This window comes from Halalkalirubrum salinum (assembly GCF_005543295.1).
Taxonomy (GTDB): domain Archaea; phylum Halobacteriota; class Halobacteria; order Halobacteriales; family Haloferacaceae; genus Halalkalirubrum; species Halalkalirubrum salinum.
This window is the reverse complement of sequence record NZ_SRSG01000013.1, coordinates 33,314-59,906: the sequence shown is the minus strand read 5'-3', so window position 1 is coordinate 59,906 and position 26,593 is coordinate 33,314. Positions and strand designations below refer to the sequence as shown.

The 26,593-nt window shown below is 59.8% G+C and carries 34 protein-coding genes; 24 read left to right on the top strand and 10 right to left on the bottom strand.

The window, feature by feature from the left end; translation table 11 throughout:
* Nucleotides 1-17: 17 nt before the first annotated feature.
* Both E5K03_RS05845 and E5K03_RS05840 read left to right on the top strand, forming a co-directional pair.
* Nucleotides 18-731 carry a type I 3-dehydroquinate dehydratase gene (locus tag E5K03_RS05845; protein ID WP_138005416.1) on the top strand — a complete coding sequence of 238 codons (714 nt, stop codon included), beginning with the start codon at nt 18-20 and terminating at the stop codon, nt 729-731.
* 74 nt (nt 732-805) lie between these two features.
* Nucleotides 806-1,279, top strand: a complete 474-nt coding sequence (locus E5K03_RS05840) for a zinc ribbon domain-containing protein (protein ID WP_138005415.1) — start codon at nt 806-808, stop codon at nt 1,277-1,279.
* Between the two features lie 40 nt (nt 1,280-1,319).
* Here the strand turns inward: E5K03_RS05840 and E5K03_RS05835 are convergent, their stop codons facing one another.
* From E5K03_RS05835 to trpC, 5 genes are all read right to left on the bottom strand, one after another.
* Complete coding sequence (locus E5K03_RS05835; RefSeq protein WP_138005414.1) at nt 1,320-2,495, bottom strand: 3-dehydroquinate synthase II; 1,176 nt, start codon at nt 2,493-2,495, stop codon at nt 1,320-1,322.
* Nucleotides 2,496-2,568: 73 nt separating this feature from the next.
* A complete protein-coding gene (locus E5K03_RS05830) occupies nt 2,569-3,363 on the bottom strand; it encodes a 2-amino-3,7-dideoxy-D-threo-hept-6-ulosonate synthase (protein ID WP_138005413.1) in 795 nt (264 codons plus the stop codon).
* Nucleotides 3,364-3,454: 91 nt separating this feature from the next.
* Nucleotides 3,455-4,342, bottom strand: a complete 888-nt coding sequence (gene trpA / locus E5K03_RS05825; protein WP_138005412.1) for a tryptophan synthase subunit alpha — start codon at nt 4,340-4,342, stop codon at nt 3,455-3,457.
* Nucleotides 4,342-5,583, bottom strand: coding sequence for a tryptophan synthase subunit beta (gene trpB / locus E5K03_RS05820; RefSeq protein ID WP_138005411.1), 1,242 nt, complete (start codon nt 5,581-5,583; stop codon nt 4,342-4,344). The genes trpA and trpB overlap by 1 nt, the downstream gene beginning before the upstream one ends.
* A complete protein-coding gene (gene trpC / locus E5K03_RS05815; RefSeq protein ID WP_138005410.1) occupies nt 5,580-6,494 on the bottom strand; it encodes an indole-3-glycerol phosphate synthase in 915 nt (304 codons plus the stop codon). Before trpC ends, trpB begins: the two co-directional genes overlap by 4 nt.
* Nucleotides 6,495-6,578: 84 nt before the next feature.
* On the opposite strand from trpC, the gene E5K03_RS05810 reads away from it, so the two are divergent.
* Both E5K03_RS05810 and E5K03_RS05805 read left to right on the top strand, forming a co-directional pair.
* On the top strand, nt 6,579-7,034 hold the full coding sequence (locus E5K03_RS05810) for an MGMT family protein (protein ID WP_138005409.1): 456 nt from the start codon (nt 6,579-6,581) through the stop codon (nt 7,032-7,034).
* A gap of 115 nt (nt 7,035-7,149) precedes the next feature.
* Complete coding sequence (locus E5K03_RS05805) at nt 7,150-8,595, top strand: MATE family efflux transporter (RefSeq protein WP_138005408.1); 1,446 nt, start codon at nt 7,150-7,152, stop codon at nt 8,593-8,595.
* Between the two features lie 38 nt (nt 8,596-8,633).
* Here E5K03_RS05805 and E5K03_RS05800 read toward each other — a convergent pair whose 3' ends face one another.
* Together E5K03_RS05800 and E5K03_RS05795 are read right to left on the bottom strand one after the other, a co-directional pair.
* Entirely contained in the window at nt 8,634-9,146 is a 513-nt protein-coding gene (locus E5K03_RS05800) for a TIGR04206 family protein (protein ID WP_138005407.1), read from the bottom strand.
* 39 nt (nt 9,147-9,185) lie between these two features.
* Entirely contained in the window at nt 9,186-10,295 is a 1,110-nt protein-coding gene (locus tag E5K03_RS05795) for an OBG GTPase family GTP-binding protein (RefSeq protein ID WP_138005406.1), read from the bottom strand.
* Between the two features lie 227 nt (nt 10,296-10,522).
* On the opposite strand from E5K03_RS05795, the gene E5K03_RS05790 reads away from it, so the two are divergent.
* The 5 genes from E5K03_RS05790 to E5K03_RS05770 all read left to right on the top strand — a co-directional run bounded on the left by E5K03_RS05790 (nt 10,523) and on the right by E5K03_RS05770 (nt 14,059).
* Nucleotides 10,523-10,726 (top strand): VNG_1110C family protein, encoded by a 204-nt coding sequence (locus E5K03_RS05790; protein ID WP_138005405.1) that lies wholly within the window; start codon nt 10,523-10,525, stop codon nt 10,724-10,726.
* A 114-nt stretch (nt 10,727-10,840) separates the two neighbouring features.
* On the top strand, nt 10,841-11,218 hold the full coding sequence (locus E5K03_RS05785) for a DUF7541 family protein (RefSeq protein WP_138005404.1): 378 nt from the start codon (nt 10,841-10,843) through the stop codon (nt 11,216-11,218).
* 79 nt (nt 11,219-11,297) lie between these two features.
* Nucleotides 11,298-11,810 carry a DUF6684 family protein gene (locus E5K03_RS05780; protein WP_138005403.1) on the top strand — a complete coding sequence of 171 codons (513 nt, stop codon included), beginning with the start codon at nt 11,298-11,300 and terminating at the stop codon, nt 11,808-11,810.
* A gap of 131 nt (nt 11,811-11,941) precedes the next feature.
* Nucleotides 11,942-13,699, top strand: coding sequence for a cbb3-type cytochrome c oxidase subunit I (locus E5K03_RS05775; protein ID WP_138005432.1), 1,758 nt, complete (start codon nt 11,942-11,944; stop codon nt 13,697-13,699).
* Nucleotides 13,700-13,843: 144 nt separating this feature from the next.
* Nucleotides 13,844-14,059, top strand: a complete 216-nt coding sequence (locus E5K03_RS05770) for a hypothetical protein (protein WP_138005402.1) — start codon at nt 13,844-13,846, stop codon at nt 14,057-14,059.
* Nucleotides 14,060-14,164: 105 nt separating this feature from the next.
* Here the strand turns inward: E5K03_RS05770 and E5K03_RS17115 are convergent, their stop codons facing one another.
* Nucleotides 14,165-14,320, bottom strand: coding sequence for a hypothetical protein (locus E5K03_RS17115; protein ID WP_171006604.1), 156 nt, complete (start codon nt 14,318-14,320; stop codon nt 14,165-14,167).
* Nucleotides 14,321-14,364: 44 nt separating this feature from the next.
* Between E5K03_RS17115 and E5K03_RS05765 the strand changes: the two genes are divergently transcribed.
* The 5 genes from E5K03_RS05765 to E5K03_RS05745 all read left to right on the top strand — a co-directional run bounded on the left by E5K03_RS05765 (nt 14,365) and on the right by E5K03_RS05745 (nt 17,477).
* Entirely contained in the window at nt 14,365-14,637 is a 273-nt protein-coding gene (locus E5K03_RS05765; protein WP_138005401.1) for a DUF7520 family protein, read from the top strand.
* A 37-nt stretch (nt 14,638-14,674) separates the two neighbouring features.
* A complete protein-coding gene (locus E5K03_RS05760; RefSeq protein WP_138005400.1) occupies nt 14,675-15,358 on the top strand; it encodes a haloacid dehalogenase type II in 684 nt (227 codons plus the stop codon).
* Between the two features lie 70 nt (nt 15,359-15,428).
* A complete protein-coding gene (locus tag E5K03_RS05755; protein ID WP_138005399.1) occupies nt 15,429-15,821 on the top strand; it encodes a universal stress protein in 393 nt (130 codons plus the stop codon).
* Nucleotides 15,822-15,903: 82 nt separating this feature from the next.
* Nucleotides 15,904-16,767 (top strand): MinD/ParA family ATP-binding protein, encoded by an 864-nt coding sequence (locus tag E5K03_RS05750; protein WP_138005398.1) that lies wholly within the window; start codon nt 15,904-15,906, stop codon nt 16,765-16,767.
* 101 nt (nt 16,768-16,868) lie between these two features.
* Entirely contained in the window at nt 16,869-17,477 is a 609-nt protein-coding gene (locus E5K03_RS05745; protein WP_138005397.1) for a hypothetical protein, read from the top strand.
* Nucleotides 17,478-17,499: 22 nt separating this feature from the next.
* Here E5K03_RS05745 and E5K03_RS05740 read toward each other — a convergent pair whose 3' ends face one another.
* Together E5K03_RS05740 and ribH are read right to left on the bottom strand one after the other, a co-directional pair.
* Complete coding sequence (locus tag E5K03_RS05740) at nt 17,500-18,651, bottom strand: pyridoxal phosphate-dependent aminotransferase (protein ID WP_138005396.1); 1,152 nt, start codon at nt 18,649-18,651, stop codon at nt 17,500-17,502.
* Entirely contained in the window at nt 18,648-19,052 is a 405-nt protein-coding gene (ribH, locus tag E5K03_RS05735) for a 6,7-dimethyl-8-ribityllumazine synthase (protein ID WP_138005395.1), read from the bottom strand. The genes E5K03_RS05740 and ribH overlap by 4 nt, the downstream gene beginning before the upstream one ends.
* A 123-nt stretch (nt 19,053-19,175) precedes the next feature.
* Here ribH and E5K03_RS05730 point away from each other — a divergent pair, with 123 nt between their 5' ends.
* From E5K03_RS05730 to nuoK, 10 genes are all read left to right on the top strand, one after another.
* On the top strand, nt 19,176-20,342 hold the full coding sequence (locus E5K03_RS05730) for a 5-(carboxyamino)imidazole ribonucleotide synthase (protein ID WP_138005394.1): 1,167 nt from the start codon (nt 19,176-19,178) through the stop codon (nt 20,340-20,342).
* A gap of 6 nt (nt 20,343-20,348) precedes the next feature.
* Nucleotides 20,349-20,963, top strand: a complete 615-nt coding sequence (gene purE / locus E5K03_RS05725) for a 5-(carboxyamino)imidazole ribonucleotide mutase (protein ID WP_138005393.1) — start codon at nt 20,349-20,351, stop codon at nt 20,961-20,963.
* Nucleotides 20,964-21,098: 135 nt separating this feature from the next.
* The gene (locus tag E5K03_RS05720) at nt 21,099-21,512 is read left to right on the top strand and encodes an NADH-quinone oxidoreductase subunit A (RefSeq protein WP_137198860.1); all 414 of its coding nucleotides are present in this window, start codon (nt 21,099-21,101) and stop codon (nt 21,510-21,512) included.
* The gene (locus tag E5K03_RS05715; protein WP_137198859.1) at nt 21,509-22,210 is read left to right on the top strand and encodes an NADH-quinone oxidoreductase subunit B; all 702 of its coding nucleotides are present in this window, start codon (nt 21,509-21,511) and stop codon (nt 22,208-22,210) included. Before E5K03_RS05720 ends, E5K03_RS05715 begins: the two co-directional genes overlap by 4 nt.
* Nucleotides 22,207-23,871, top strand: a complete 1,665-nt coding sequence (locus tag E5K03_RS05710) for an NADH-quinone oxidoreductase subunit D (RefSeq protein WP_138005392.1) — start codon at nt 22,207-22,209, stop codon at nt 23,869-23,871. Before E5K03_RS05715 ends, E5K03_RS05710 begins: the two co-directional genes overlap by 4 nt.
* On the top strand, nt 23,868-24,956 hold the full coding sequence (locus E5K03_RS05705; RefSeq protein WP_394343964.1) for a complex I subunit 1/NuoH family protein: 1,089 nt from the start codon (nt 23,868-23,870) through the stop codon (nt 24,954-24,956). The genes E5K03_RS05710 and E5K03_RS05705 overlap by 4 nt, the downstream gene beginning before the upstream one ends.
* A gap of 1 nt (nt 24,957) precedes the next feature.
* On the top strand, nt 24,958-25,419 hold the full coding sequence (locus E5K03_RS05700) for a NuoI/complex I 23 kDa subunit family protein (protein WP_138005390.1): 462 nt from the start codon (nt 24,958-24,960) through the stop codon (nt 25,417-25,419).
* Between the two features lie 181 nt (nt 25,420-25,600).
* Nucleotides 25,601-25,861 (top strand): NADH-quinone oxidoreductase subunit J, encoded by a 261-nt coding sequence (locus tag E5K03_RS05695; protein ID WP_137198855.1) that lies wholly within the window; start codon nt 25,601-25,603, stop codon nt 25,859-25,861.
* Nucleotides 25,858-26,289 carry a proton-conducting membrane transporter gene (locus tag E5K03_RS05690; RefSeq protein ID WP_138005389.1) on the top strand — a complete coding sequence of 144 codons (432 nt, stop codon included), beginning with the start codon at nt 25,858-25,860 and terminating at the stop codon, nt 26,287-26,289. Before E5K03_RS05695 ends, E5K03_RS05690 begins: the two co-directional genes overlap by 4 nt.
* Entirely contained in the window at nt 26,289-26,591 is a 303-nt protein-coding gene (gene nuoK, locus E5K03_RS05685; protein WP_137198853.1) for an NADH-quinone oxidoreductase subunit NuoK, read from the top strand. Before E5K03_RS05690 ends, nuoK begins: the two co-directional genes overlap by 1 nt.
* The last annotated feature ends 2 nt before the right edge of the window (nt 26,592-26,593 follow it).

The following is a 26,593-nucleotide window of genomic DNA, read 5'->3' as shown; positions in this document are numbered from 1 at the left end:
TCCACGTTGACCCCACTATGACGACGCTTTCGTTCGATTCGTTCGTTCTCACCGCGAGCACGGCTGCGCTCTCCGAGGAGCCGGCCGCTCGCGAACACGCGGACGCGATCGAGTTTCGCCTCGATCTGGCTACTGACCCGCTGGACGCGCTTGCAGCGTACGACGGCGAGTTGCCCCTGCTCGTGACGAACCGGCCGACGTGGGAGGGTGGAAACGCAACCTCGGAGGCCGATCGATTCGACGAACTCGCGAGTGCGATCGAACACGAGCAGGTTGGGGCTATCGATATCGAACTCCGTGCGTTGACTGGTGAGACGGCAGCGGCCGCAGCCGATCGGGCCCGTGAGGTCCGATCGCTGGCCCGCTCGGCAGACGTTTCCGTTGTCGCATCCGTTCACGACTTCGATCGAACGCCCCGACAAGAGCGGCTCACTGAATTGCTCACGATCGCGAGCGCTGAAGGCGACGTTGGCAAACTCGCGACGACCGCCCACGACCGAGCCGACGCGCTTGCGCTTTTGACAGCAACCCACGAGGCGACCCAGGAGGGTCGAACAGTCGCGACGATGGGAATGGGCGAAGACGGACGCCACACCCGAGCGGTTGCGCCGCTATATGGATCACGAATCGGGTACGCGCCTGTTGCCCCCGAGCGGGCCACCGCGCCCGGGCAGTACGATCTGGCGACGCTGCGATCGCTCGTTGGGTCGCTCGATCACCGTTTGTCGTAGTGGCCCAGTCAGACCCCCGGCGATGATCGCCACGAAAACGTGGATTTAACAAGGCCGTGCTCGAACGGCAGATGATGGACGACACACGCCGCCGAGCGCTTATCACGTTCGTCGTCGCCGCGATCCCCGGCTATCTCGGCTTCGCTGGCGTCGGCCACGCGTATCTCAGACAGTGGCGACGGTCGCTCGTGTGGTTCCTACTGGGCCTCGGATCGGCGATCGCACTCTTGTTTTATCACGTTGAGGATCCCGCAGCGATCGACATTGCCGATCCTGCCGCCGTTCCTACCGAGGTCACAATCCCACTGTTGGTCATCATCACACTGAGCGTGCTTGATGCGGTATTTATGTCGATCTCGTTAAGCAAAGAGCAGGCAGAACAGGACGCCCGCGTCGATGCCGGCGTGGACCCAGAAATGGCCGCGCAGTTGCCGACCTGTCCGAACTGCGGCAAGGAGGTCGACCCCGAGTTGGACTTTTGTCCGTGGTGCACGACCGAGTTTGAGCGCCCACCTGAGGAGGAGCCAGTGGGCGATCGGCACCCCTAACAGGATGTCAGCCAGCAAACTCAGAGATCCTTCCTGAAGACTACTTCTCGATGATGCTCTCTTCGACAGCCTCTCCGAAGTGTCGAGCCACAGCCTCGTAGTAGACGAGGAGTTCGTCGCCGACTTCGAGATCGGTCACCGCTTTCCGCCCATCGCGGGTTGCCACCTTGATCGTCTCAGCGTTCTGCAACAGCGTTTCGATCCGATCGACTCCGTCGTCGGTTTCGACTTCCGCTTGTACCCGGAACATCGGCCGTTTCTCGATCTTGACCCGACCGACGACTGCCTCGCGGGTGTTGCCTCTGGTGTCGACGAGTTGGACCTCGTCGCCGCTTTGCAGCTCAGACAGATAGACTGTCCCGCCCTCGGGCGTCCGGGCGTAGGCGTGGACCGCCCCAGCGTTGACGCGGAACGGCCGTGAGGCGACGTACGGTGACTCGGCGGTTTCAGCGTGAACAAAAAACAGCCCCCGGCCCAGCGAGCCGACCAACATTCCCTCGTCGTGGTCCATGAGGCTCGCGGTGTCGACGCAGACGCGATCGGCCATGCCAGTGCTGTCGACGGCGGTCACTGTTGCGTACTGAAGTGAGAGGTCCTCACGCTCGCTCGCAGCACGAGCCTCAACAGTCGCCCGGATCTCATCAGGATTATCCGTGTCAAGTAAGACTCCATCTGCGCCGAGTTCAAGCGTCTCGAACGCGGTTCGCGCTTCTTCAGCGGTCGTAACGCCCGCAATGAGGTCGGTTTCGTCACCGATTCTGGCAATGAGATTCTCGAGTGGAATAATCGACCAATCTTCCCCGATCACGATCGTGTGCTCGGCGTCGTAGGCCGCCTCCTCGGCGAACGCCTCGTAGTCTTCGTCGAAGATGCGGATGTACGCACCCTGGGCACGGTTGTCCGACCGTCGGAGGGTTGAGAGATCCGCAGAGCCGGAGAAATCGTTTGGAAGTTCGACCGTGCCGTCGCCTTCGCCATCTTTGCCAACGAGGTACGCGTCAGCGCGAGCGGTTTCCGTCTCGACGCTGTCAACCAGATCGGCGTCCGAACGGAACGCAGCCACGTTGATATCGCCGAGTTCGCGAACGCGCGACACGTCTGCCTCGTCGACGAGAACCCAGTCCGCGCCGGCTTCGATCGCCGTTGTAATTCGCCGCTTGCGTGTCTCCCAGCCGCCAACGCTATCGTCGGCTTTGATCCAGACGCTTCGTGTCATTGCTTGGATGTCCGTGCCCGACCGCTTGAACGTGTTGGATTACTCAATCCACACAACAGTTGCTCAACCCAAACTACGCTTCGATCGCCAATCCAGCCGCCTCAAGGGCGGCTGATACCTCGAGATCCTTGTGGACAACCGCGGAGACGGCCCTCGTGATCGCTTCGGGGTCGTCGTGTTGGAAGATTGATCGACCCATCGAGACGCCAGCCGCGCCGCCGTCCATCGCGCCACGGACCATCTCGATCGTCTCGCGATCGCTGCCCTTCGAGCCGCCGGCGATCACGACCGGCAGTCGCGTGGAGGTGCAGACGTGTTCGAAGCTCTCGCCATCGCCACTGTAGCCGGTCTTGACGATGTCCGCGCCGAGTTCCTCAGCGAGTCGCACCGCGTGTCCGAGCTTTTCTGGCTCGTCGCCTTCGATCCCTGGTCCGCGCGCGTACGCCATTGCCAACACCGGAATGCCGTAATCAGCGGCGTCAGCAGTGAGCGACGCAAGCTCCTCGATCTGTTGTGGCTCGTAGTTCGATCCAACGTTGATATGAAATGACACCGCATCCGCGCCCGCCCGAATCGCCTCTTTGATTGTCCCAGTCAGGCGCTTGTCGTTCTCGTCCGGGCCGATCGTCGTCGAGGCGTTCAGATGCACGATGTAGCCTGCCTCGTTTTTATTCGGATGGACCCGTGGTGCAATTCCTTTCTGCGTCAATACCGCGTCTGCGCCGCCGCGAGTAACGCCGTCGATCGTCGATTCGATGTCTTTCAATCCTTTCACTGCGCCCATCGTAATCCCGTGGTCCATCGGGACAATGAGGTAGTTGCCGTCTGTCGAAATCCGTGTGAGTCGTGTCGCGTGTCCTGCTGTCATCGGTAGTATGGGAACTTCTGTCAGTCGGTTTTATGTACCTTGCGAATGCGGCGCGTATGGGGACGATCCACATCCGCGTCCGAAGGTGACGCTACTTCGCGTCGACGTTTGCCTGTCGCGCCTCGTCGCCGCGCTGTGCGCCGGCTTTGAGCTCGCGTGAGAGGGTTTCGAGGCGATCGGCGACGGCCTCAGTTGGTTCGTCGTTTTCGACCCCGTTTGCGACGATGTCGACGAGCGCTGAGCCGACGATGATCCCATCCGCGCCGTTGGCAACGATCCGTTCGGCCTGTTCTCCGCCGGAGATCCCAAAGCCGACCGCCTTTGGAAGATCGTAGTCGGCGAGCCGATCGAGGCTCGCAGTCGTCTGATCGGAGACGTCCGATCGTGCCCCCGTCGTTCCGAGCCGCGCTTGCACGTATACGTAGCCCGAGACGCGCTGCATCATCCGCTCGAGGCGATCGCCCTCGGTCGTCGGTGCGACAATAAAGATCAGATCGAGACCGTGCTCGTCGCAGGCAGCCCGAAGCGGATCGGCTTCTTCGGCGGGTAGGTCCGGAACCACGAACCCCGAGATCCCAGCGGACGCCGCCTTCTCGACGAACGCCTCTGGGCCAGGACCGTCGCCGGCTGTCCGGCCGTACTGGTAGATGAGATTGTAGTACGTCATACAGACCAGCGGGACGTCGACGTCGAGCTCCTCGACGAACTGGAAAAACAACTCGGGGCTCATACCACCTTTGAGCGCACGAACGATCGCATTCTGGATCGTCGGGCCCTCGGCGATCGGCTCAGAGAACGGCAAGCCGAGCTCGATGATATCAGCGCCACCGCGGGCCAGCGCCTCGACGTACGCCTTCGAACGCTCGTAGGATGGATCGCCGACCGCGAGATACGGAATGTATGCGGAGCCATCTTCGAAGGCGGCTGCGAGGTCGCTGTTGGCCGATCGATCGACAGCAGAGCGGCGCTGTCCGGCCATCACATCCCACCTCCGGAGAACATCGACATGTCGGGCGCGTTCGGGACGTCTCGGGCGTCTGTTTCTTCGATCACCGTCTCCAGGTCCTTGTCGCCGCGACCGGAAACGTTGACGACGACGGTTCCTGAAAGCTCCTCGTGGTGCTCTTCGAGATACCCAAACGCGTGGGCGGTCTCGAGTGCCGGAATAATCCCCTCTGTTTGTGAGAGTCGGTGGAACCCCTCAAGCGCCGCGTCGTCGTCGACTGTCACTGGCGTCACGCGATCGGTGTCGACAAGATACGCGAGTTCGGGTCCGACGCCGGCGTAATCGAGCCCTGAGGAGACGCTGTGTGACTCCATGATCTGTCCGGCGGTGTCCTGTAAGAGCTTGGTCCGTGCGCCGTGGAGCACGCCCTCGTTGCCCGTCGACAGCGACGCGGAGTTCGGCGCGACGCCGGTGTCCTCGTCGACGCGCAGCGACGAGCCGCCCGCCTCCACCGCGTAGAGCGAAACCGACTCGTCGTCAACGAACTTCGCAAACGAACCCATCGTGTTCGAGCCACCACCCGCGCAGGCGATCACCGAATCTGGCAGCGAGCCGGTCTTTTCGATCGTCTGCTCGCGGGCCTCCTTGGAGATGACTGACTGGAAATCCCGAACCATCACCGGGAATGGATGTGGGCCGACAATTGAACCGATAACATAGTGGGTCGTCTCAACCGTGGTCGCCCAGTCGCGCATTGTTTCACTGATCGCCTCTTTGAGCGTCCCTCGCCCCGTGGTGACCGGCTTGACCTCTGAGCCGTTGAGCTTCATCCGGAAGACATTGGGCCGCTGGCGGTTGATGTCCCGTTCTCCCATGTAGATCGTACATGGCATGTCAAGATGCGCCGCCGCCATTGCCGTCGCGGTGCCGTGTTGGCCCGCGCCGGTTTCGGCGATGATTCGTTCTTTGCCCATGTACTTCGCGAGAAGCACCTGCCCGAGCGCGTTGTTCAGCTTGTGTGCGCCGCCGTGTAGGAGATCCTCTCGTTTGAGATAGATGTCGAGATCGTATCGCTCTGAGAGTCGATCGGCCCGCTGTAACGGTGTCGGTCGGCCGCCGAAGTCCGTGAGTCGGTCGCGGAATTCGTCCATGAAGCCGTCTTTGTTTTCGAGGACGTACTGTTCGTACGCCTCGGTCAGTTCTTCGATCGCCGGCATCAACGCTTCCGGCACGTACTGTCCGCCGTAGTCGCCAAATTTTCCGTCAGTGCTCATGATTGTGTCTCGGTGTTGTATGTCTCTGTCTCAGGTTCGCGCGCTTTTGATTGTGTTGGCCCGTCTTCATTGACCGCTGTTTCCCCGCCTCCGTCGTTCTTGCCAATTCTATCCACTTGGTCCGTGGTTTTAGCCGCGCTGTCGGTGTGCATTGCACCGACGAGCTGTTGAGTGTTTTCGCGAGGATCGCCGTCCATTATTGCGGTACCGACAAGCAGGCCGTCCGCGCCGGCGTCGATCATTCGACGGACCTCAGCAGGGGTCGAAATTCCGCTTTCGGCGATCAACAACACGTCCTCTGGGGCTTGCGGTGCGATCGCCTCGAACGTCGCCAGATCGACCTCCAGTCGCGCCAAGTCGCGGTTGTTGACGCCGATGATGGACGCACCCGCGTCGATTGCTTGTTCCAATTCGGGCTCGGTGTGTACCTCGACGAGCGGTTGAAACCCACGGGCCTTGGCGGCCTCAATCAACTCCGAGAGAGTCGCTTCATCGAGAAACCGCACGATGAGCAACACGACATCGGACTCGACGAGATCAAGTTGCTCCTCTCGAAGGATGAAGTCCTTCCGCAGGACCGGCACGTCAACCGCCGCCCTGATCCGTTCGAGATTATCGATCGATCCCCCGAAGTGATCGGGCTCGGTGAGCACCGACAGCGCCGCTGCACCGCCGTCGACCATTGTTTTCGCCAGTGCAACGGGGTCGCCGTCGTTCGTCCCGTCGGTCGTGGGACTCGTTGGCTTGACCTCCGCGAGTATTGGGACTCGTCCGTCCGACTCCGCGCGTTCGAACGCATCGGGAAGTGATCTGGCCTCGACAGACAGTGGTTCGTCTCCGCCCGGGCGCGTCCGCGCAGAGTCGAGGATCTCACGCACTGCCGGTGCGAGTGCCTCCTCAGTATCGTCCATTAGTGTACATTAATGGACGGATATGTACAAAAGCCTTGCGTCCGAGGTGGAAGGTTCAAGCCCGGTGAGCGGCCAACGCCGGATATGAAAGACGCGGGCGTCTACGCTCGAGAGTTAGAGTCGATCGGACGGGTCGTACAGCTTGGGATTGTCGGTGGTCAAGTTATTAGCGTCTCGTTTCCCGATGCTGTTCCGGAAGATGCCTCCGTTGCACACGACTATCTCGACGCCGTCGATGCCTATCTCGCTGGCGAGCGGGAGGGACTCACTGAGATTTCCATCGCGCTCACGATGCCGACGGACAAGCGCAGGGTGTTAGAGACGCTTCGAGAGATTCCCTCCGGGCGAACTGTGACGATCGATCGACTCGCCAGCTTCGCCGGGCTCGATCCCGCTGAGGACGGTGTCCGCGAGACGGTTCAGGACGCACTCCGAGAGAATCCGGTGCCGCTTTTTGTCCCGGATCACCGCGTTCGAGACGGCCAGGGGGCGACGCCGTCGTCGATCGCTGCTGCGCTCCGACGACACGAAAACGGATGACACATACAGAGAGCGGATATCGATCGCTCGGTCGCTGTCAACGTAACGCACGCAAACCGGCGACGCATGCCCACTGACGAAGGGCCTTATTATCAGCGAATAAACTGTCTCTGACGTGCTCGGTATCCCCAACCCCGTTCGAATTGTCATCCTCTACATCGGGCTCGCGCTGGGTCGGCTTGGACTGATCGACCCGCACAGAGCCAAGCGAACGACTGCACTTGCGTGGCCGCGGGTGGTTACCGGTGTCGCGCGGATGTCGAAAAACGCCGTTGACGTGGCGATGGTTGGGGTCGCGGTCGGCTCTGCGGCGATCGCTGGGGTTGGGTTTGCCGGTCCATTCTGGGGGCTCGCGTTCGCGCTGGGTGGTGGGGTCGCCGGTGGAACGATCGCGCTCGTCTCCCAGTCCTACGGCGCGGATGCCCACAAGGATCTTGGGCAGGCGGTCCGATCGAGCGTGCTGTTGGTCGTTGTGGTCACCCTCCCGGTCGCGGCGATCTTCTGGACGATTCCCACGGAGTTGGTCTCGCTTTTGAGTTCGGACGCCGAGGCGATCGCGCTCGGCGCGGCCTATCTCAAACTCGTCGGACTCGGCGTCCCGCTCGCGGGGTTGAATCTCATCGGGAGCCGGGTTCTCGTCGGTGCGGATGATTCGTACATTGCCATGATGTTGCGGGCTGGCGGTGCGATCGCTAATATCGTCATCAACGCCGTATTGATTTTCGGCCTCGGGATGGGCGTTGAAGGAGCGGCAATCGGGACCGTCCTGTCGAATCTCATTGTTGTTGTCGCCTTTGCGATCGGACTCACTCGCGGACACCTCCCAGGTATCGGGGTGTTTCCGGTTAAAATTGATCCAACCGGATCGTATGTCGATCCCGCAACACTGCGTGATCTGGTGACGATCGGACTGCCGGTCATGGGTCGCAACCTCGTGTGGACCGTCGCAGAGTTCCCAATGTTGTCTATCCTCGACATCTTCGGCCGCGACGTGGTGTCAGCGTTCGTGATCGCCCGCCGAATCTGGGGGATCATGAACACGCCGGGCTGGGGCTTCGGGCTTGCATCGTCGAGTCTGGTCGGGCAGAGTCTCGGGAAAAACGACGAGGACACCGCCGAATCCTACGGCCACGAGATCATCCGGTTTGCTGTGGCGACCTATCTCGTCTCGGCAGCCCTGGTCGCGATCTTTGCGGTCCAGATTGTCGGGGCGTTTGTTGACGATCCAAACTCACCTGTGGTGCCGATCGCCGTGTCGCTGGTATACGCCGCCTGTATTGCGGTCACGCTTCAGGGAGTCTCGGGCGGTGCTGCTGGACCGCTTGATGCCAGTGGTGACACCAAATGGCCCTTCTACAGCCAGGCGCTCGGAATGTTCGGCTGCTCGATCCCGCTGACGTACGTGGGTGCGACTACGTCGCTGGGATTGTGGGGACTGTACCTCGCGTTCGTTGCCGAGACGAGCGTGCCTGCGGCGATCAACTACTGGCGCTTTCGAACCGGTAAGTGGAAACGGATTAGCGAGGCATATCGACCTGACGCGGTCGCCGCAGACGACTGATCGCGGACCAATCGCAGGCACCGGCAAGCCGTTCTTCCTCACTCAGATCGCTCGCTCGCTGGAAGCCCGCTGGTGAACGCCGGAAGATACCACCACCAGGCGACGGCAGCGAACGCAATCGGCGCGATCGGGATCGCCTGCGAGCCCGTCCGAAACGCAAACCGAGACCAGACGAACAGCCCGGCGACCGCGGTCAACACCACGAGCCCGCCGGTTACGCGCGGATCCTCTCGATCGAACACCGCGCCGCCGATCGCACTCGCGAGCGCACCCACGTAACATACCAATCCGACCGGCCACGCCTGTAGTGAACGTGGCAGCGACTCGAACCCGAGCGTCTGCGAGAAGAACTCGGGGAGCGTGAGGAGGACAAACGGGTTCGTATTCACGAGGCCGTAGCCCATGACGTATGTCGTATCTCCGGGGGCGTTTCCGATCGCAACCCACGGAAGAACGCCACAGAGGAGCAGCGCGACGACTGCGATTTGCGGCGAGCGCCGCTCCTCGGCGTTGGTGGCCTGGGTGTCTACTCCCGAGGGACGATCGGTCATTGCGATCTCCCCGCGCGTGGCGATCGACGGTCCGGGCCCTCACCGCCGGGCGATGATACGGAGTACATCCTCGTCTTCGAGTACATGGGCTTTGCCTACCTGCTGGTCGTCGTGTTTCGCACTCGGACCTGACACGCGGGCGAACCGAAAACGGTTCTCGAAGTCTTTGCCGAGTTTCTTGCAGGCGTCTTCAATAGTCGATCCCTCGAACATGACGAGCGGCTCTTCGTAGTCGACCCCGCGTCCGGGCTTGTCCATGTACACGCGAACGAGCCCCAGTGCGTCCCAGATCCGCTCCTTTAGCGCGTCTAGTCCCTTCTCTTTCTCCGCGGAGATGAACGTCACCTCCTCGGGATCGAGCCCGTGTTCTCTGAGGTTTTCGTTGACTGTCGGCAGGTAGTCCTCGTCAATGAGATCGGCCTTATTGGCCGTCACGATCGACGGGATGTACACTCGATTGTCCATGAGCGCGTCGATCAGTTCGTCGATCGACGGATTACCGCGGATCGTCGCCTCGGCGTTGACGTAGCCGTACTCTCGGAGAACGTCCTTGATCGTTTCCTCGTCCAGTTCGACGGAATCTGTTTTGTTTACTTTGATGCCGCCCTTCCCACGCTTTACGACGTGGAGGCTTGGCGGCTCGGTGTCGAGACGGATCTTGTTTTTGTACAGTTCTTCTTTGAGCCGATCGTACTTTTCGATCTCGAAGACGGATAGGACAAACACCGCGAGATCAGCGGTTCTGACGACTGACAGCACCTCTTTCCCGTCGCCGCGGCCGCTTGCAGCACCCTCAATGAGTCCCGGAACGTCGAGCACCTGAATATTTGCGCCGTTGTACTGCAACATCCCGGGATTGACGTCGAGTGTCGTGAACTCGTATTCGCCGATCTCGCTGTCAGCGTTCGTGAGCGCGTTGATTAGCGTCGACTTTCCCACGCTCGGAAATCCGACGAGTGCGATCGTCGCGTCACCGTGTTTTTCAACGGCATACCCCGTCCCACCGCCGGCGGAGGACTGGTTTTCGAGTTTCTCTTTTTTTTCGGCGAGCTTCGCCTTCAGCCGTCCGATGTGGGCCTCCGTCGCCTTGTTGTACGGCGTGGTGGCGATCTCGTCCTCGATCGCCTCGATTTCCTCCTCCAGTCCCATTAGCCGATTGTCCGCCGTCGCCGTCGAAAAAGGTGTTCTTTCGGGTCGATCCTCAGCTACTAAACCCGCTGTTTGAATCGACCTTCAGCTAGTAGACATACTACCTGAATCGAGGCTGCACGGATGAACCGGCTGTTCGGGTCGATTTTCAGCGCTTAATTGGACACCTAGCAGGGAGAACTCGACACTATTATACTGGCCGACTGACACTCTCTACTCGAGACTCAATGCCGGATCCCTCGCGGCTGCGTGACAGCACGCAGATCGTCCTACCCTGTGGCGAACTCAACGGTATCCGATCGAAACTCGAAGCCGACTACACGGTGACGGTCTGTTCGGCCGGCGACAGTCACTACCGGATTATCGGGAGTCCAGTGGAGATTAAAGCCGTGAACGATTTTCTCATTCGCCACGGCGTTTCACTGCCGTAATCTGGTGACCCCCAGGCAACCGATCGCCCCCAGCCATTGGCTGCTGTAGCATCCGTTGATTTGATTGACGTGTCGTTCCGAAGGGCTTTCTATGGGCTCTCCCGTAATGGTGATATGGACGAATCACCGGGACTGAGCGATCAGTATCGTAAGGCGAGCCCGTGGCCTGTGTTCGTTGCGCTTGGCCTGCCGCTTTCTGAGATCGGCCTCGTCTTCGACCTGTTTCCGATCGCTGTCGGCGGATTGTTACTTTTCTGTGGGAGCATCGTCGGGCTGTTACTCGAATCGGAGTACGCAACCACCATGTGGAAACCGCTGATCGTGATGAGCGGACTACTCGGGGTGTTCGGTGGACTGCTTATCGTCGCTGATGGAACGACCGATGTGACGCTTCTCACACGGGCGTACGCGACGTTTGCCGCTGCGATCGTCATGGCGCTTGGCGTTGTCGCCGGGAAGCTATTCGTCCCGAAGCGCGGGATCCCTACCTGATTGACCCGACCACTGCGTGGTTGAATGACGGCCACGAGGAACCAACAACCTATTTGGGATCGGGAGGCAACCGGGAGGTATGGAATCGAAGATATTCGACAAGGAGACGCTCCTTGACCTGACGGTGAACTTCATTCCGTTGGGGATTATTCTCACCTTCATCGCCGTTTTCGCGGTTGTGAGTCCCTGGGGCTTCGACATTCGCGCCTCCGGAATAATGTACGCCGTCATGATTATCATGTTCACGGCGCTCGGCGTGTTGACGTACCTCTCCGGGAAGGCGATCGCCGGGGATGAGAAGACCAAACCGGTCTACTCGCAGGGGCAAGCATTCCTCGACGACTCCGAGCCGATCGAGCACGAGGAGGCTGACCACGATGTGGATCAGAACGATCACGCTGTGGATGAGACAGACGATGACGAAACGGGCGCTGGAGCCGACAACGAGGAGACGGACGCTGAGAGTGACGAGGAAGTCACCGCTAACAACGACGAGGAAGCCACCGCTGACAATGACGAGGAAGTCACCGCTGACAACGACGAGGAAGCCACCGTTGACAACGACGACGAATCCTCCAAGAGCGACAACTGATTGGCGTTGAAATCGTCTCGCTGTCCTGACGTATCGATCGATCAACACAGGGGAAAGCCGAACCTTTCTTTACCATCCATGCCTGAATGTCCTCCATGGCAATCAACGCACAGATCGCGCTGACGGTGTTCATGGGGGTCCTCCTCATCGCCGTCATCGCGTGGCTCACTCGGATCGAAGACTGGCGGTCGTACTCTGCGTCTGCCGGCGGCGTCGTCAGTCAGGGCGAGCGGTCCGAGTACATCGAACAGGAGAAACCGGCAGGAATCGTGCGGTGGCTCACAACAGTTGACCACAAGGATATCGGCATTCTATACGGGGCCTACGGGCTGTTCGCGTTCGCCGTTGGCGGATTGATGGTGGCCGCGATGCGGATCGAACTCGCGACACCCAACACCACCTTCATTGAGCCCGCTGTGTACAACTCGCTTTTGACGAGCCACGGCATCACGATGTTGTTCCTCTTTGGGACGCCGATTATTGCTGCGTTCGCGAACTACCTCGTTCCGCTCATTATTGGCGCAGATGACATGGCGTTCCCGCGGATCAACGCGATCGCGTTCTGGCTATTGCCGCCGTCGGCGATCATGATCTGGGCGGGCTTTTTCGCCCAGCCGCTTGGGCTCGGCTTCGGCCCCGCACAGACCGCCTGGACAATGTACACGCCGCTCTCTGCTGGTGTCGGTAACGACCCTGCCGGCGGCGCTGGAATCGACCTCATGCTGCTCGGACTGCACCTCTCTGGGGTCGCCGCAACGATGGGCGCGATCAACTTCATCGCGACCATCTTCACCCAGCGCGATGAGAACGTCTCGTGGGCAAACCTTGACATCTTCTCGTGGACGATCCTCACCCAGTCTGGGCTTATCCTCTTCGCCTTCCCGCTTCTGGGTAGTGCGCTGTTGATGCTACTCGCCGATCGGAAATTTGGCACGACGTTCTTCCTCACTGACGGCGGCAACATGCTGTGGCAGCACCTGTTTTGGTTCTTCGGACATCCCGAGGTGTACATCCTCGTGTTGCCGATGATGGGTATCGTCAGCTACGTCCTGCCGCGGTTTGCGGGCCGACAGCTCTTTGGGTTCAAATTTGTCGTCTATTCGACGCTCGCAATCGGTGTCCTCTCGTTCGGTGTGTGGGCCCACCACATGTTCGCGACCGGGATGGATCCCCGGCTTCGCGCATCGTTCATGGCGGTGTCGCTCGCAATTGCGATCCCCTCGGCAGTGAAGACATTTAATTGGATCACGACGCTGTGGAACGGCCGGCTTCGGCTCACCACACCAATGTTGTTCTGTATTGGCTTCGTCTCGAACTTCATCATCGGCGGCGTGACTGGTGTCTTCCTCGCGTCGATTCCGGTCGACCTCGTGTTGCACGATACCTACTACGTCGTCGGGCACTTCCACTACATTGTCATGGGGGCGATCGCCTTCGCTGGCTTTGCGGGTATCTACTACTGGTTCCCGCTCGTGACTCGCCGAATGTACCAGGCGACGCTCGGAAAGGCGCACTTCGCGCTGTCGTTCATCGGCACGAACATCACGTTCTTCGCGATGATCCTGCTTGGATACGGTGGGATGCCACGTCGGTATGCGACGTACCTCCCGCAGTTCTTCACGCTGAACGCGATCGCGACGGTCGGTGCGATGATCCTCCTCGTGGGGCAGATCATCTTCGTGTGGAACCTCGTGACCTCCTGGCTCGGTGGCAAGCGGATCGAGTCGGGTGACCCGTGGAACCTCAAAGAAGACGGCGTTCACACTGTCGAATGGCAGTGGCTCGATCGTCGTATCGAAACAGCACTCACCGACGGTGGCGACGAAGAGCCGATCGCCGACGGCGGTGAGGTTCGGACCGACGGCGGTACCGAATCTGACGACGACTGATCGCGCTTGCGACGCAACAGTTAGTCTTTTGTTACACTTTTTCACGATCGTGTCGTAGATCAGGTCGTATAGTCCGCAGCCCCTCAGATCACGTTACCAATTAACAATACGAACACTTACCAAGGAACCGGGGATACTGAAATTATGAGCCGGACACTCTGGGAGGTGTTTATTTCGTTGTTCAAACGGAACAAAAAGCGAGACGAAGACCGTGAAAAAGATGGTGGAAATTTTGTTCCATCTCCACTGGATTTGTCTGTGCGGGCTTCGCATGGCGGCTCTGATACAGAAATCGAGCGAGAGCTCAACGAGATAGACGAGCAGGCACAAAAATCACAGGACAAACGACGTGATACCTAACCAAGTGAATCTGCGGCTCAAGCGATCGAGAGTGGAATCTATGCAGATAGGTTATGCGATACGACGCTTTTTATTCCGCTCAAGATCATCCAATACCGTCTGTGGTCACATGATGAGGACGATTCCAGTGAGGAACATCATCACGGCAATTCCTGCGAGTACGAGCCCGAGGAGGTCTCGGTCTTCCATACAACTCGTTCGTGATCGTCCCTCAAAGCCACATCGGTCCGATCGACGGTTCTGCACGTCCAGCAATTGCACGAAGAATCGTAAGGTCCTACAGGACACAGTCCATATCGACGGATGTGTCCACCCGATCGCGCAGCGGCAAACGGATCATTCTCATTCTGTATCTCGGGATTGTCGCGTTTGCTGGCGTCACCGGCTACTTGCTCCCGATGGTCGTCTCCTCGGTCACGCCGCCGCGATTGTTCTTTCTGATTGAGTTACCACCGACCTCGATCGGGCTGGCTGCCTACGGCGCAATCACGATCGGTGTTATTCTCGGCTTCTTCCTGTGGCTCGTCACGTACGTCTCCGAGAACGTTGACGACGCTGAGCCACCAGAGCCACAGTGAGCCAACGGTTACCACCTTGGCGACCCTCTGGTGAGTCATGTCATTCGATCCCGATCGCGTTTCGACCATAACATTCGATTCCTACAGCACGCTCGTCGACGTTGACGCCGCCGAACAGGCACTTGACGCACGAGTCGAAGACCCTGAACCCGTCTCGAAGCTCTGGCGCTCACGATCGCTCGCGTACACGTTTGTTGCCAACCAGATCGACGCATACCAGCCGTTTTACGAGATCAACCGTGACGCGCTCCAGTACGCCCTCGATACCCACGGTGTCGAAATCACGACCGAGGAGCGCGACGAGATTCTGGCGGTCTACCACGAACTGGACGTGTTCGACGACGTCCGAGCGGGAATCGAACGCCTCCGCGATGGCGGTTACGACTGTTATGTCGTCTCGAACGGCAATCCAGAGATGCTCGCGTCGATGGTCGACCACGCCGATATCGGCGACCTCATCGTGGATACGGTCAGTGCTGATGAGATTGAGACGTTCAAACCGGCCGCAGATCTTTACCGGTACGCTGCGGGTCGGACCGGTACCCCACTCAAGGAGATCACCCACGTGAGTGCTGGCTGGTTCGACGTGATGGGCGCGAGTCACGCCGGATTGCAGACCGTCTGGGTCAATCGAAAGAAAACTCCGTGGGAATCGTTTGGGACTGAGCCTGATCTCACGATCGAGACGTTTTTCCAGTTGGCCGAAGCACTGGACGTCTGATCGGCTTCCTGGCATCTCCGAAGAGTCCATAACTGGATGAAATAAATACCTCTTATCCGAACGATCGTGTATGTACACCATCGTAGTCGGTGTCGACGACGTGGAAACACACGGCACACAACTTGCTGAGCAGGTAACCGCACTTCCCGGAGACCCTGCAGAATTCGACGTGCACGTACTCCATTCGTTCGAAGACAATCCAAGCGGCGCATCCGCTACCCAGGTCGGATCCGTCCGGCGATTTGTCGAGGCACTCGATCGAACGGGAATCGACGTTACAGTCCACGAGGACAGCGGTGAGCCCGGCGAGGCGATTCGATCGCTCACAACAGCGGTGAACGCAGACATGATTCTCGTTGGTGGGCGAAAGCGATCGCCGGCTGGGAAGGCCTTGTTCGGTAGCGTTACACAAGATATCATCCTTAATGCCGATCGACCAGTGACTGTAATCCGCATGGAGTGACTGTGCAAATACCACTGCGTAGCCGACTTGGCGTAGCTCCAACACCCGGGTATTTATCAAATGGAGGTGTACAACATAGCACATGGCCGATGGCGTTGTAATCGCAATCGCCGGCGCAAAAGGCGGCGTTGGCAAGACGACGACTGCGTTGAACCTCGGAGCTGCGCTCGCCAATGCCGGCGAACGGGTAGCCGTCGTCGAACTCGATCTCGCAATGGCGAATGTTGTAGACTTTTTGAAGATTGATCCGCAGACGACAATCCACGACGTCCTCTCAGGTACGGCAACCGTCTCTCAGGCCGTGTCACGTGTTCCGCCGGGCGTTGATGTGATCCCCGCTGACACCTCCCTGGACGATTTCAACGCGGTCAACGTCGCGACGATCGCACCGGTTATCCGGGCGCTGCGGCCAAAATACGATTTTGTACTCATCGACACCGCTGCGGGAGTCAGCCCCGAGACGATCTACCCGCTGCGACTCGCTGACGAGGTGATCGTCGTTTCGACCCCACGGGTCGCCGCCGTTAGAGACACAAAAAAGACGATCGAGCTCGCAAACCGGGTTAACGGGACCGTTGCCGGCGTGATTTTCAACCGCAGCGGAACCGGCAACGCGCCGCCTCCGGATCGGCTAGCGTCGTTTCTTGACACCGAGTTGCTCGGAGCCGTGCCAGACGATCCAGCCGTGGCGGATGCACAGGATCGAAGCGAGCCGATCGTGATCTACCGTCCGGATTCGCCCGCAGCGGCGGCGTTTTCATCGATCGCTGACAGCCTAATTTTCGCCCACGACGACGGCGGCGACGTGATGGGAACCGGCGGCGTGGGCGACTTCACCCGTGCGGAGCAGATCGCCAAGGCCGCCGAAGCCGCCGATCCTGGCGACGAAGCGTTGAAAACGAGTGACGAGCCGGATGACGGATTCCGGTTTGTGGATAGCGGCTGAGTCAGTCTCGCGATGCTGTTCGTCGAAGAGCCGATCGCCATATCACAAATACCTGTTTGTGCCTTCGCATGTTTTTCAGCAACACTGAGAGATGTTCAGCCATGATCTACCGCCGTACGTACCTCACCTCTATCGGCGCAGTCGGGATCGCCTTGCCTGGCTGCCTGAGTGCTGACAATGCCTCAGACTCTCACCCGTCGATCGCCGACCAGTTCGACGGAGAGCCGAACCGCCCCGAGTGCGACCGCGATCCCGAAACGATCGAGATCGAACAGGGCGGAGAATCCCGGACAGTCGAGACAGTCGGAACGATCCCGTACCCAGATCCACCGAGTACGGTCACAGACGACAGCGCTGTCGAGTATGTCACCGATTTCGAGGGCGCGTACGTCCACCATCGTTCGATATGCGAATCATCGGACTACATTTTACGCGTGGAGTACTCAGTTCAAGAAACGACCGTCATTGATCGCGCTGGGCCCATCTCGATCGTCATGCTGCTCGTGATCGGTGGGGCAAGCGAAGGGGTGAGCGACGACGGCTCACACTGGGTTGCGGATATGGGAACCGACGGCGTCGTGTATGCGGTCGACGAGACAGGTGCAGCGCGGGTCGAGTATCGTGAGGCTGCACAGTACGAGGAACGCGAACGACGCGATCAGATGCCCGATCCGCTCACGGAGGGGACCGTGGTCGCAGTTTTCGAGTAACAGGCGGCCGTACAATCGTTGCCTACAGGTAGCCGTTCTCTGCGAGCCGATCGACCGCCTCGCGAAGTCGTTCCTCACTTGCAGCGTAGGAGATCCGCGCGTAGCCTGGCGCATTGAACGCGCTGCCCGGTACGGTCGCAACCTGTGCATCTTCGATCGCACCCTCACACCACGCCTGATCGTCGTCGTCGACGGGCAACATCATGTAGAACGCGCCGTCGCCGACCGGCACGTCGACGCCGTGGTCGGCCAACAGCTCGACGAGCATATCCCGGCGCTCGGCGAATGCGACACGCATCTCTTCGACCGCGTTGTCGGTAGCCGACGAGAGTGCTTCGACGCCGGCGTGTTGGACGAAGTTGACCGCACACGACACCGAGTGCGAGTGCAGTTTGCCCGCCTGCGAGACGAGTGCCTCGGGGGCGTGGAAGTAACCGAGCCGCCAGCCGGTCATCGAGAAGGCCTTCGAGAAGCCGTTGATTGTGATCGTGCGATCGCCCATGCCCTCAAGCGAGCCGAGTGACGTCTGCTCGACGCCGTAAACGATTCGCTCGTAGATTTCATCGGAAATGACGGTGATGTCGTGTTCGACTGCCAGATCGCGGACGCCCTCCAGTGCTGTGTCGGAGTACACTGCGCCCGTCGGGTTCGACGGGGAGTTCACGACGAGCAACTCTGTGTCGTCGGAGACGGCCTCGGCCAGATCGTCGAGCGCGGGTTCCAGTTGGAATTCGTACGGAGAGAGATCGACCCGCGAGAGCGATCCACCGGCGAGTTTGACCATCGCCTCGTAGGACACCCAGGCAGGATCGAGCAGGACGACCTCGTCACCACCGTCGATGAGAGTGTTGATGACCTCGTAGAGCGCCTGCTTGCCGCCGGGTGTGACGATGATCTCGTCTGCGTCGGCGTCGAGGCCGTTGCCGCGGAGCTTCTCGGCGATCGCCGCTCGAAGCTCGCGGATCCCGTTCGAGGATGTGTACCCGGTGTGGCCGGCGTCCATGGCCGCTTTCCCGGCTTCGACGACGTTGTCGGGCGTCGGGAAATCCGGCTCGCCGACCGAGAGGTCGACCACGTCTTTGCCTTCTGCTTCCAGTTCGCTCGCAAGGTTGCTGATCGCGAGCGTTGCGCTCGGCTCGACCCGCTCGACTCGGTCCGCAAAGTCCAGTGTCATGCTAGTACCTCAACCATGTCGATCGCTGCGTTTACCGCTTCCGCTCCTTTGTCAGTCCGTTCACGTGCCTCCGCAGCACTCATTCCCGGGCCGCTCACGCCGAAGGTCACGGGTTTGTCCCGATCGAGACTCACCTCAGTCAGCGATTTCGCGGTTGCGTCACCAATTACTCGATCGTGTTCGGTATCACCCGTCACGATTGCGCCGAGCACCGCAACGGCCTCAACATCCGACCGCCGCGCCAGCCGATCGGCTGCCAGCGGCGAGTCGTATGCGCCCGGAACCTCGATCTTCTCGACAATTTCGGCGTTCCGTTCGTCCGCAGCCGCCTCCGCGGCCTCGCGCATCGGTTTGGTCACAGACGAGTTGAACTGTGCGACGACGAGCCCAAGTCTTACCATAGCTCACCGATATCGTGGTTGCCGCAAAGAACTACCGTTCGCGGCCGATCGTATCCAAGTTTGTGACTATTCATCCGTCCTTTGTGGGAACGTTTATGCAGTATCATCCGTAATCGATCGACCGTGACACGACGAATTCCCGGACCGACGATCGGCGTGATCGGCGGCGGTCAGCTCGGACGGATGCTTGCAGAGGCGGCCGCCCCGCTCGGCGTCGAACTTGTGGTCCTTGATCCAACTCCCGAGTGCCCTGCGTCGTTGGTTGCGCGCGAACAGGTCGTGGGAGACTTCGACGACGAGCAGGCTGTCGAGCGACTTGCCGAGCGAGTCGATCTGCTCACCTTCGAGATCGAACTGGCCGATCCCGACGTGCTCGATCGCGTGAGTGAGGCGTACGACGTCCCCGTTCATCCCGATCCAGACACGCTTCGGACGATCCAGGACAAACTCGTCCAAAACGAGGCGCTTGCGCATGCCGGGATTCCGGTGCCGGAGTTCGTTGGCGTCGGTGGAGAGCGTGATCTCGTGCACGCGATCGAAGAACTTGATGGGGTAATGGTGAAGGCCCGTCGCGGCGGCTACGACGGTCGCGGTAACGCGCCGGCGATCGAACCCGACGAGGCTGAAGCCGCCCTCTCTGCGGTCGGCGGCGATGCGATGGCGGAGGCGTTTGTCCCGTTCGAACGAGAGCTGTCGGTGATCGGCGTCAAAGGTGCCGATGAGGTCGCAACCTATCCCGTCACCGAGACGATTCACGAGGCCGAAATTCTCCGCGAGAGCGTCTCGCCGCCGCGAGCTGACGCCGAGGTCCGCGATCGAGCAACCGAGGTTGCCACAGACGTTCTCGACATGCTTGATGGGCGCGGCGTCTACGGAATCGAGCTCTTCGAGACCCAAGGTGGCGAGATTCTGGTCAACGAGATCGCACCGCGGCCACACAACTCGGGGCATTGGACGATCGAAGGCGCTCGAACCTCGCAGTTCGAAAACCACATCCGCGCGGTTCTTGGCTGGCCGCTTGGCTCGACAGAACTCCGTGAGCCGACGGTAAGCGTCAATATCCTCGGAGATGTCGACGAGCCTGCGGCCGCAATCCTCACCGGTGTCGATCCTATCCTCGAATCGCCGACCGCCAGCCTACACTGGTATGGCAAGCGTGAGGTTCGACCACTACGGAAGATGGGCCACGTCACTGTGACGGATACTACCGCAGATGCTGCAGACCCGAACGCGATCGAAACACTCCTGGCGAACGCGAGAGACCTCACTGCAGACCTGACGTTCGAGTGATCACAAATGGCACTTCCACAAAGCGTTTCAACCCTGATCGATCGACTTGAAGCCGAAGCCGAACAGAACCGCGATCCCGCCGAAACCCCCGACGTAGGGATCATCATGGGATCGGATTCGGACCTGCCGACGATGGACGGCGCGTACGAGGCGCTCTTCGAACTCGGCTTCGCTGAACAGACTGACTTCGAGAATCCGCCGGAAAGTCGATTTACGTTCGAGAGTTACGTTGTCTCCGCACACCGCACACCCGAACTGATGTACGTCTACGGCGAGACGGCGGCCGATCGCGGCCTTGACGTACTCATCGCCGGGGCGGGTGGGAAATCAGCTGACCTGCCGAACATGACCGCCTCAATCGCCTACCCGATTCCGGTAATCGGCGTCCCAGTCCAGGAGAAATCCGTCGACTCGGTTATCGGGATGCCCACGGGTGCGCCAATTGTCGCCGTCGACGCGGGCAAGTCGTTCAATGCCGCGCTATCGGCAGTACAAGTGCTTTCGCGCGAACACGCCGAACTCCGCGATCGGCTCGTTGCCTACCACGAAGAGCTGCAAAGCGGCGTTGGGGACGTGTCGAAGCGGCTGCACGATCGTGGCCGAGACGGCTTCGACGAGTAACTGTTTTTGATTACGGTGTGTTGTCTTGCGGTATCGGTCGATCGTCGTGAGGTATTGTTCGGTTGACAGCGGGGGCAGAAAATCAACGCTTATACCGGTGGGTTCCTAACGCTCAGACGTTACGGAGAATTCGGAATGTCATGGATCGCAATCGGTGCGTTGGCGCTTATCGGCGTGGGCATCCCCATCGCGATGATGGTCGTGTCGGCGCTGCTTCGCCCAAGCGTACCCGAACAAGGTAAAAGCGCTACGTACGAGAGCGGTGAGATACCGACCGGCACAGCCCGCAGCTTCAAGTTTAACATCCAATACTACATGGTTGCGCTGCTGTTTGTCGTGTTCGACATCGAAACCGTCCTCGTGTTCCCGTGGGCCGTCATCTACAACGACGCGGTGAGCACGGTCGGCCTTACACGAGCACTCGGGCCGATGTTGCTTTTCATCGGTATCCTCGTGATCGGTCTCGTATGGGCGTGGCGGAACGGTGCGGTCGAGTGGATCAAAAGTCCCCGCGCTACCCGTCGTAAGACACAAAAACAAGACGCATGAGCAGCCAACAACACCCCTTTGTCACCGACGACTCGAAAGTACTGACCGAAACGCGCGACGCCCGACTCGCGGGCCAGGACGATCGGTTTAACTCGCGGCTGCGCGAGGCGTTCGGCTCGACCCCGTTCATCCTCACGAAGTTCGACAAGTTCATGAACTGGGTTCGTGGCTCCTCGATGTTCATGCTGCAGTTTGGGATCGCCTGCTGCAGCATCGAGATGATGCACACCTACGCGGTCAAACACGATCTTGACCGCTTCGCCGCGGGCGTCCCCCGTGCGTCACCGCGGCAGGCCGACGTCATCATCATCCCCGGGACGATCGTTTCGAAGTTCGCCCCGCGGATGAAGCGCGTCTACGACCAGATGCCGGAGCCCAAGTTTGTCATCGGTATGGGCTCGTGTACCATCTCCGGCGGGCCGTTTCAGGAGGGATACAACGTCATCAAGGGTGCCGAGGAGGTTATCCCGATCGACATCCACATCCCCGGCTGTCCACCACGGCCCGAAGCGCTCGTCTACGGAGTCGCGAAGCTCCAAGAGCGGATCGCAAACGGTGAATCCTCGCCGGTTGTGGTCAAGCCCTACGAGCTCGAACAGTTCGGCGACCTCGAACGCGACGAAATCGTCGAGCAACTCGCCGAGGATATTGACACCGACGACCTCGTCATGCGGTACAACTGGGGTGACTCACCATGAGCCTCGAAGAACAACTGCCTGACACTGTCGAGGAGGGACAGTCTGCGGACGAACTCGCCGAACTGCTCGGCGATCTCGTGATCGATCGCGAAGACCACGTCAATGCGCCTGGCTTCGTCATCCGTCCAGACACCGTTCAGGACGCGCTTCGACGCCTCCGCGACGATGCGGGCTTCGATCACCTCTCGTGTGTCACCGCCCAGGAGTATGAGGACCGCTACGAGTCGATTTACCACCTGAAAAAATACGACGACCCGACCCAGGAGGCGAGTGTCGTCGTGCCTGCAGACAAAGAACATCCAGTCAGCCAGTCCGCAGAACCGGTGTTTCGGACTGCTGATTGGCACGAACGAGAGGCCTACGACCTGATCGGGATTGACTACGACGAGCACCCAGATCTCCGTCGAATTCTGCTGCCCGATACCTGGCAAGGTCATCCGCTGTCGATGGACTACGATCAGGATCGGCCACAGATCGTCTCGCTCCGCGAGCACGCGAACCCGCTACAGGAGGATCAACGATCTGACTCCGACAGCGACACCATGTTCCTCAACATCGGGCCGCATCATCCGGCAACCCACGGCGTGCTCCACGTAAAGGCGACGCTGGACGGCGAGCAGGTTGCCGACGTCGAATCCGACATCGGGTATCTGCACCGCTGTGAGGAGCAGATGTGTCAGACGAAGACGTATCGGCACCAGATTATGCCGTATCCCGATCGCTGGGACTACATTTCTGCAGGGCTGCTCAACGAGTGGGCCTATGCACGGGCGGCCGAAGATCTCAACGATATTGAGGTCCCCGAGTACGCGCAGATTATCCGCACAATGGGTGCAGAACTGTGTCGGATGGCCGCACACTTCCTCGCACTCGGCACGTTTGCGCTGGACGTCTACGGTGACTTCACGGCGATCTTCATGTACGCGGTCCGCGATCGCGAGGAAGTCCAGAACATCCTCGAAGACCTGACCGGCCAGCGACTGATGTTCAACTACTTCCGGCTCGGTGGAGTCGTCTGGGACCTGCCGGAACCACGCGAGGAGTTCTTCGAGATGACGCGCGATTATCTCGATCGACTCCCCGAACACCTCGAGGAGTACCACGACCTCGTGACAGGCAACGAGATCCTGCAGATGCGGACGGTCGATACCGGTATTCTGCCGCCGGAGGTCGCAAAGAGCTATGGTGCGACCGGACCCGTCGCCCGCGGCTCGGGAATCGATTACGATCTCCGCCGGGACGATCCGTACGGCTACTACGACGAACTCGATTGGGACGTGATCGTCAAAGATGGCTGTGACAACTACAGCCGACTGCTCGTCCGGATGCTCGAAGTCGAGCAGTCTGCGAAAATCGTCGAACAGTGCATCGACCTACTCGAAGACTGGCCAGAAGACGAACGCAACATCCAGTCGAACGTCCCACGGACGCTGCGTCCGGACGACGACAAGGAGATCTACCGCGCGGTCGAGGGCGCAAAAGGCGAACTCGGCATCTACATGCGTGCGGACGGAACGGAAAAACCCGCGCGATTTAAGATTCGCAGCCCGTGCTTTTCGAATCTCCAGACGCTACCGGAGATGTCCAACGGCGAGTACGTCCCTGACATGATCGCCGCGCTCGGCAGCCTCGACATCGTGCTCGGTGAGGTGGATCGCTGATGGCGGCTCCACTCCAGTCGGCGTTGTTGCCCGAACAGATCGCCAGCATGTTAGGACTGAGCGGCGTGCTCGGTGAGATCGTCGGTGGCCTGATCGGCGCGTTCTTGATCGCGAACATCATGCTCGCGATGACGGCAGTTGCCGGTCCGTGGGCAAAACGAAAGATCACCGCGGCGTTCACCGACCGAATCGCCGTAAATCGGATCGGTCCGTTCGGGATCCTCGTGATCATCCCTGACGCGGTGCGATTGCTCTCGAAAGAGTTGATCGTCCCTGAGGGTGTCGATCGTCCCTCGTGGGATCTGGCACCGATAGTGCTCCCAGCGTCGGCACTGCTCGGGTTTGCGGTCATTCCGATGGGCGATCTCGGCCCGATTAATTTCCACCTCGCGGATCCAGAAGCAGGACTCGCGATCGTCTTCGCGTTCGCCTCGATTGCGTCGGTCGCGCTGATTATGGCCGGCTACTCATCGAACAACAAGTATTCGCTCATGGGTGGGCTTCGGGCGGTTGCACAGAACATCGCCTATGAGATCCCGCTTATTATCACCGCGCTGTCGGTCGTGATCTTTGCGGGGACATTACAGATGAGCGAGATTGTCGCCGCGCAAGGCGATGCGCTCGTGACGATCGCCGGCGTTTCGATTCCGGCGTGGTACGCGTTCGTGAATCCGTTCGCGTTCGTGTTGTTCCTCGTCGCGAACATGGCTGAGATCGGCCGCAATCCGTTCGACATTCCGGAAGCGCCGACGGAGATCGTCGCTGGCTACCAGACGGAGTACTCCTCTGTGTACTTCGTGCTGTTTTACCTCGGGGAGTTCATCCACATCTTCCTCGGCGGCGCGATCATGGCCGTGGTGTTCCTCGGCGGGGCGGCTGCGCCGATTTCGGCGCTGTCGTTCGTTCCAGGGTTCGTCTGGTTCGTGATCAAGATGTGGGCGTTCTTCTTGTTCACCCAGTGGGCACGCTCGGCGCTGCCGCGGGTGCGGATCGATCAACTTATCGAAATTGGTTGGAAGGGGATGCTCGTGCTCTCCTTTGGGAACCTAGTTCTCACAGCAGTAATCGTGGGGGTGTTACTCTAATATGATCGGACTACTCAAATCGATGGCAACGACGATGAAACACGCGCTGGACGGCAAGACGTTCACCGTCGAGTACCCAGAAACTGCACCCGAGGTGAGTCCGCGCTTCCGCGGTGTGCACAAGTTCAGCCAAGAGCGCTGTATCTGGTGTCGACAGTGTGAGAACGTCTGTCCGAACGATACGATCCAGATCGTTCAAGACGACATGCGCAACGGCGAACAGTACAATCTTCACATCGGGCAGTGTATCTACTGTCGGCTCTGTGAGGAGGTCTGCCCGGTGGACGCAATCTTGCTGACGCAGAACTTCGAGTTCACCGCGGACACGAAAAACGACTTCGTCTACAACAAAGAACAGCTCAAAAACGTTCCGTGGTACAAAGGGATCGACCCGCTCAACTCGCGGAACCCCGATCGGAGCGCGTGGGTTGGCGAGGGCGACGGCGAAATCGATTACCAGTAATCATCAGCGACCAGACGCGCGCTCGCGACGCCGACCCCCGTTGAATCCACGGTGAACCGCTGGGATATTCGGACTGAGGCAAAATTTTGGTCCGGATTAGTGATACATCGATGCCGCTATCGGGGGGATGTTCCGATCGTTCTCGAAATCTTCAAAGGGATTCCTACTGGACACACACACAATGGTTTATGAGACCATCGCGTTCGCGCTGTTCGCCCTCATCACACTGGGCTGCAGCCTGGGCGTCGTCCTGGCCCGAGACGTGTTTCACGCCTCGTTGCTTTTGGGCGGCGCGCTGTTGAGCGTCGCGGTGCATTACGTGATGCTGCAAGCGGAGTTCATCGCAGCGATGCAGATCCTCGTGTACGTCGGCGGGGTTCTCATTCTTATCACGTTCGCCGTGATGCTGACGCGAACCGATCCGGAGGTGAGTAGCGTATGACAACCGATGAGACCGGTAATTCCGGTTCAAGCCTGGTTCCGGGCCTCGCGGCGGTCGCCCTGTTCGTCGTGATGGCGGTCGCAATCGTGCAGTCCTCGTTCGGGACCGCAGTTGCGTTCCCTGAGGGCGAAAGCATCGTGGCCCACATCGGCTATGCAATGTTCGATCTCCAGGGTGACATGGGAACGATCGCCTCGGAGGGCTTTTTGGCCGCCTTCCTGATCATCGCGATCGGGCTTGATGTGGCCGTCGACGGCGCGCTCTTTCTCGCAAAGCGCGAGGAGGAGGGCTCGATCGTCGCGCTCTTGACCGACGGCGGTCGAGAGCTGCTTGATACCGCCGAGGCCACCACAGCGGCCACGGCCGAGGAGGCATCCATGGAAACAGACACACCCGACAGCACTGATACAACGGAGGGATCTCGCTGATGGTTCCAGCACAGTACTATTTGCTCCTGTCTGCGGCGGTCTTCTGTATCGGGCTCTTCGGGGTCCTCACACGAGACAACGCGCTGTACTTTTTGATGTCCGTCGAGCTGATGCTCAATGCGGCAAACATCAACTTCGTCGCGTTCTCGCTGTTCTGGGGGAACCTGACGGGTCAAACATTCGCGCTGTTCGTGATTGCGCTCGCGGCCGCCGAGGTCGCGATCGGGATCGGGATCATCCTCGTACTGTACCGCAACTTCGGTAGCGTCTCCGTGACAGACGCAGCGACAATGAGGTGGTAACA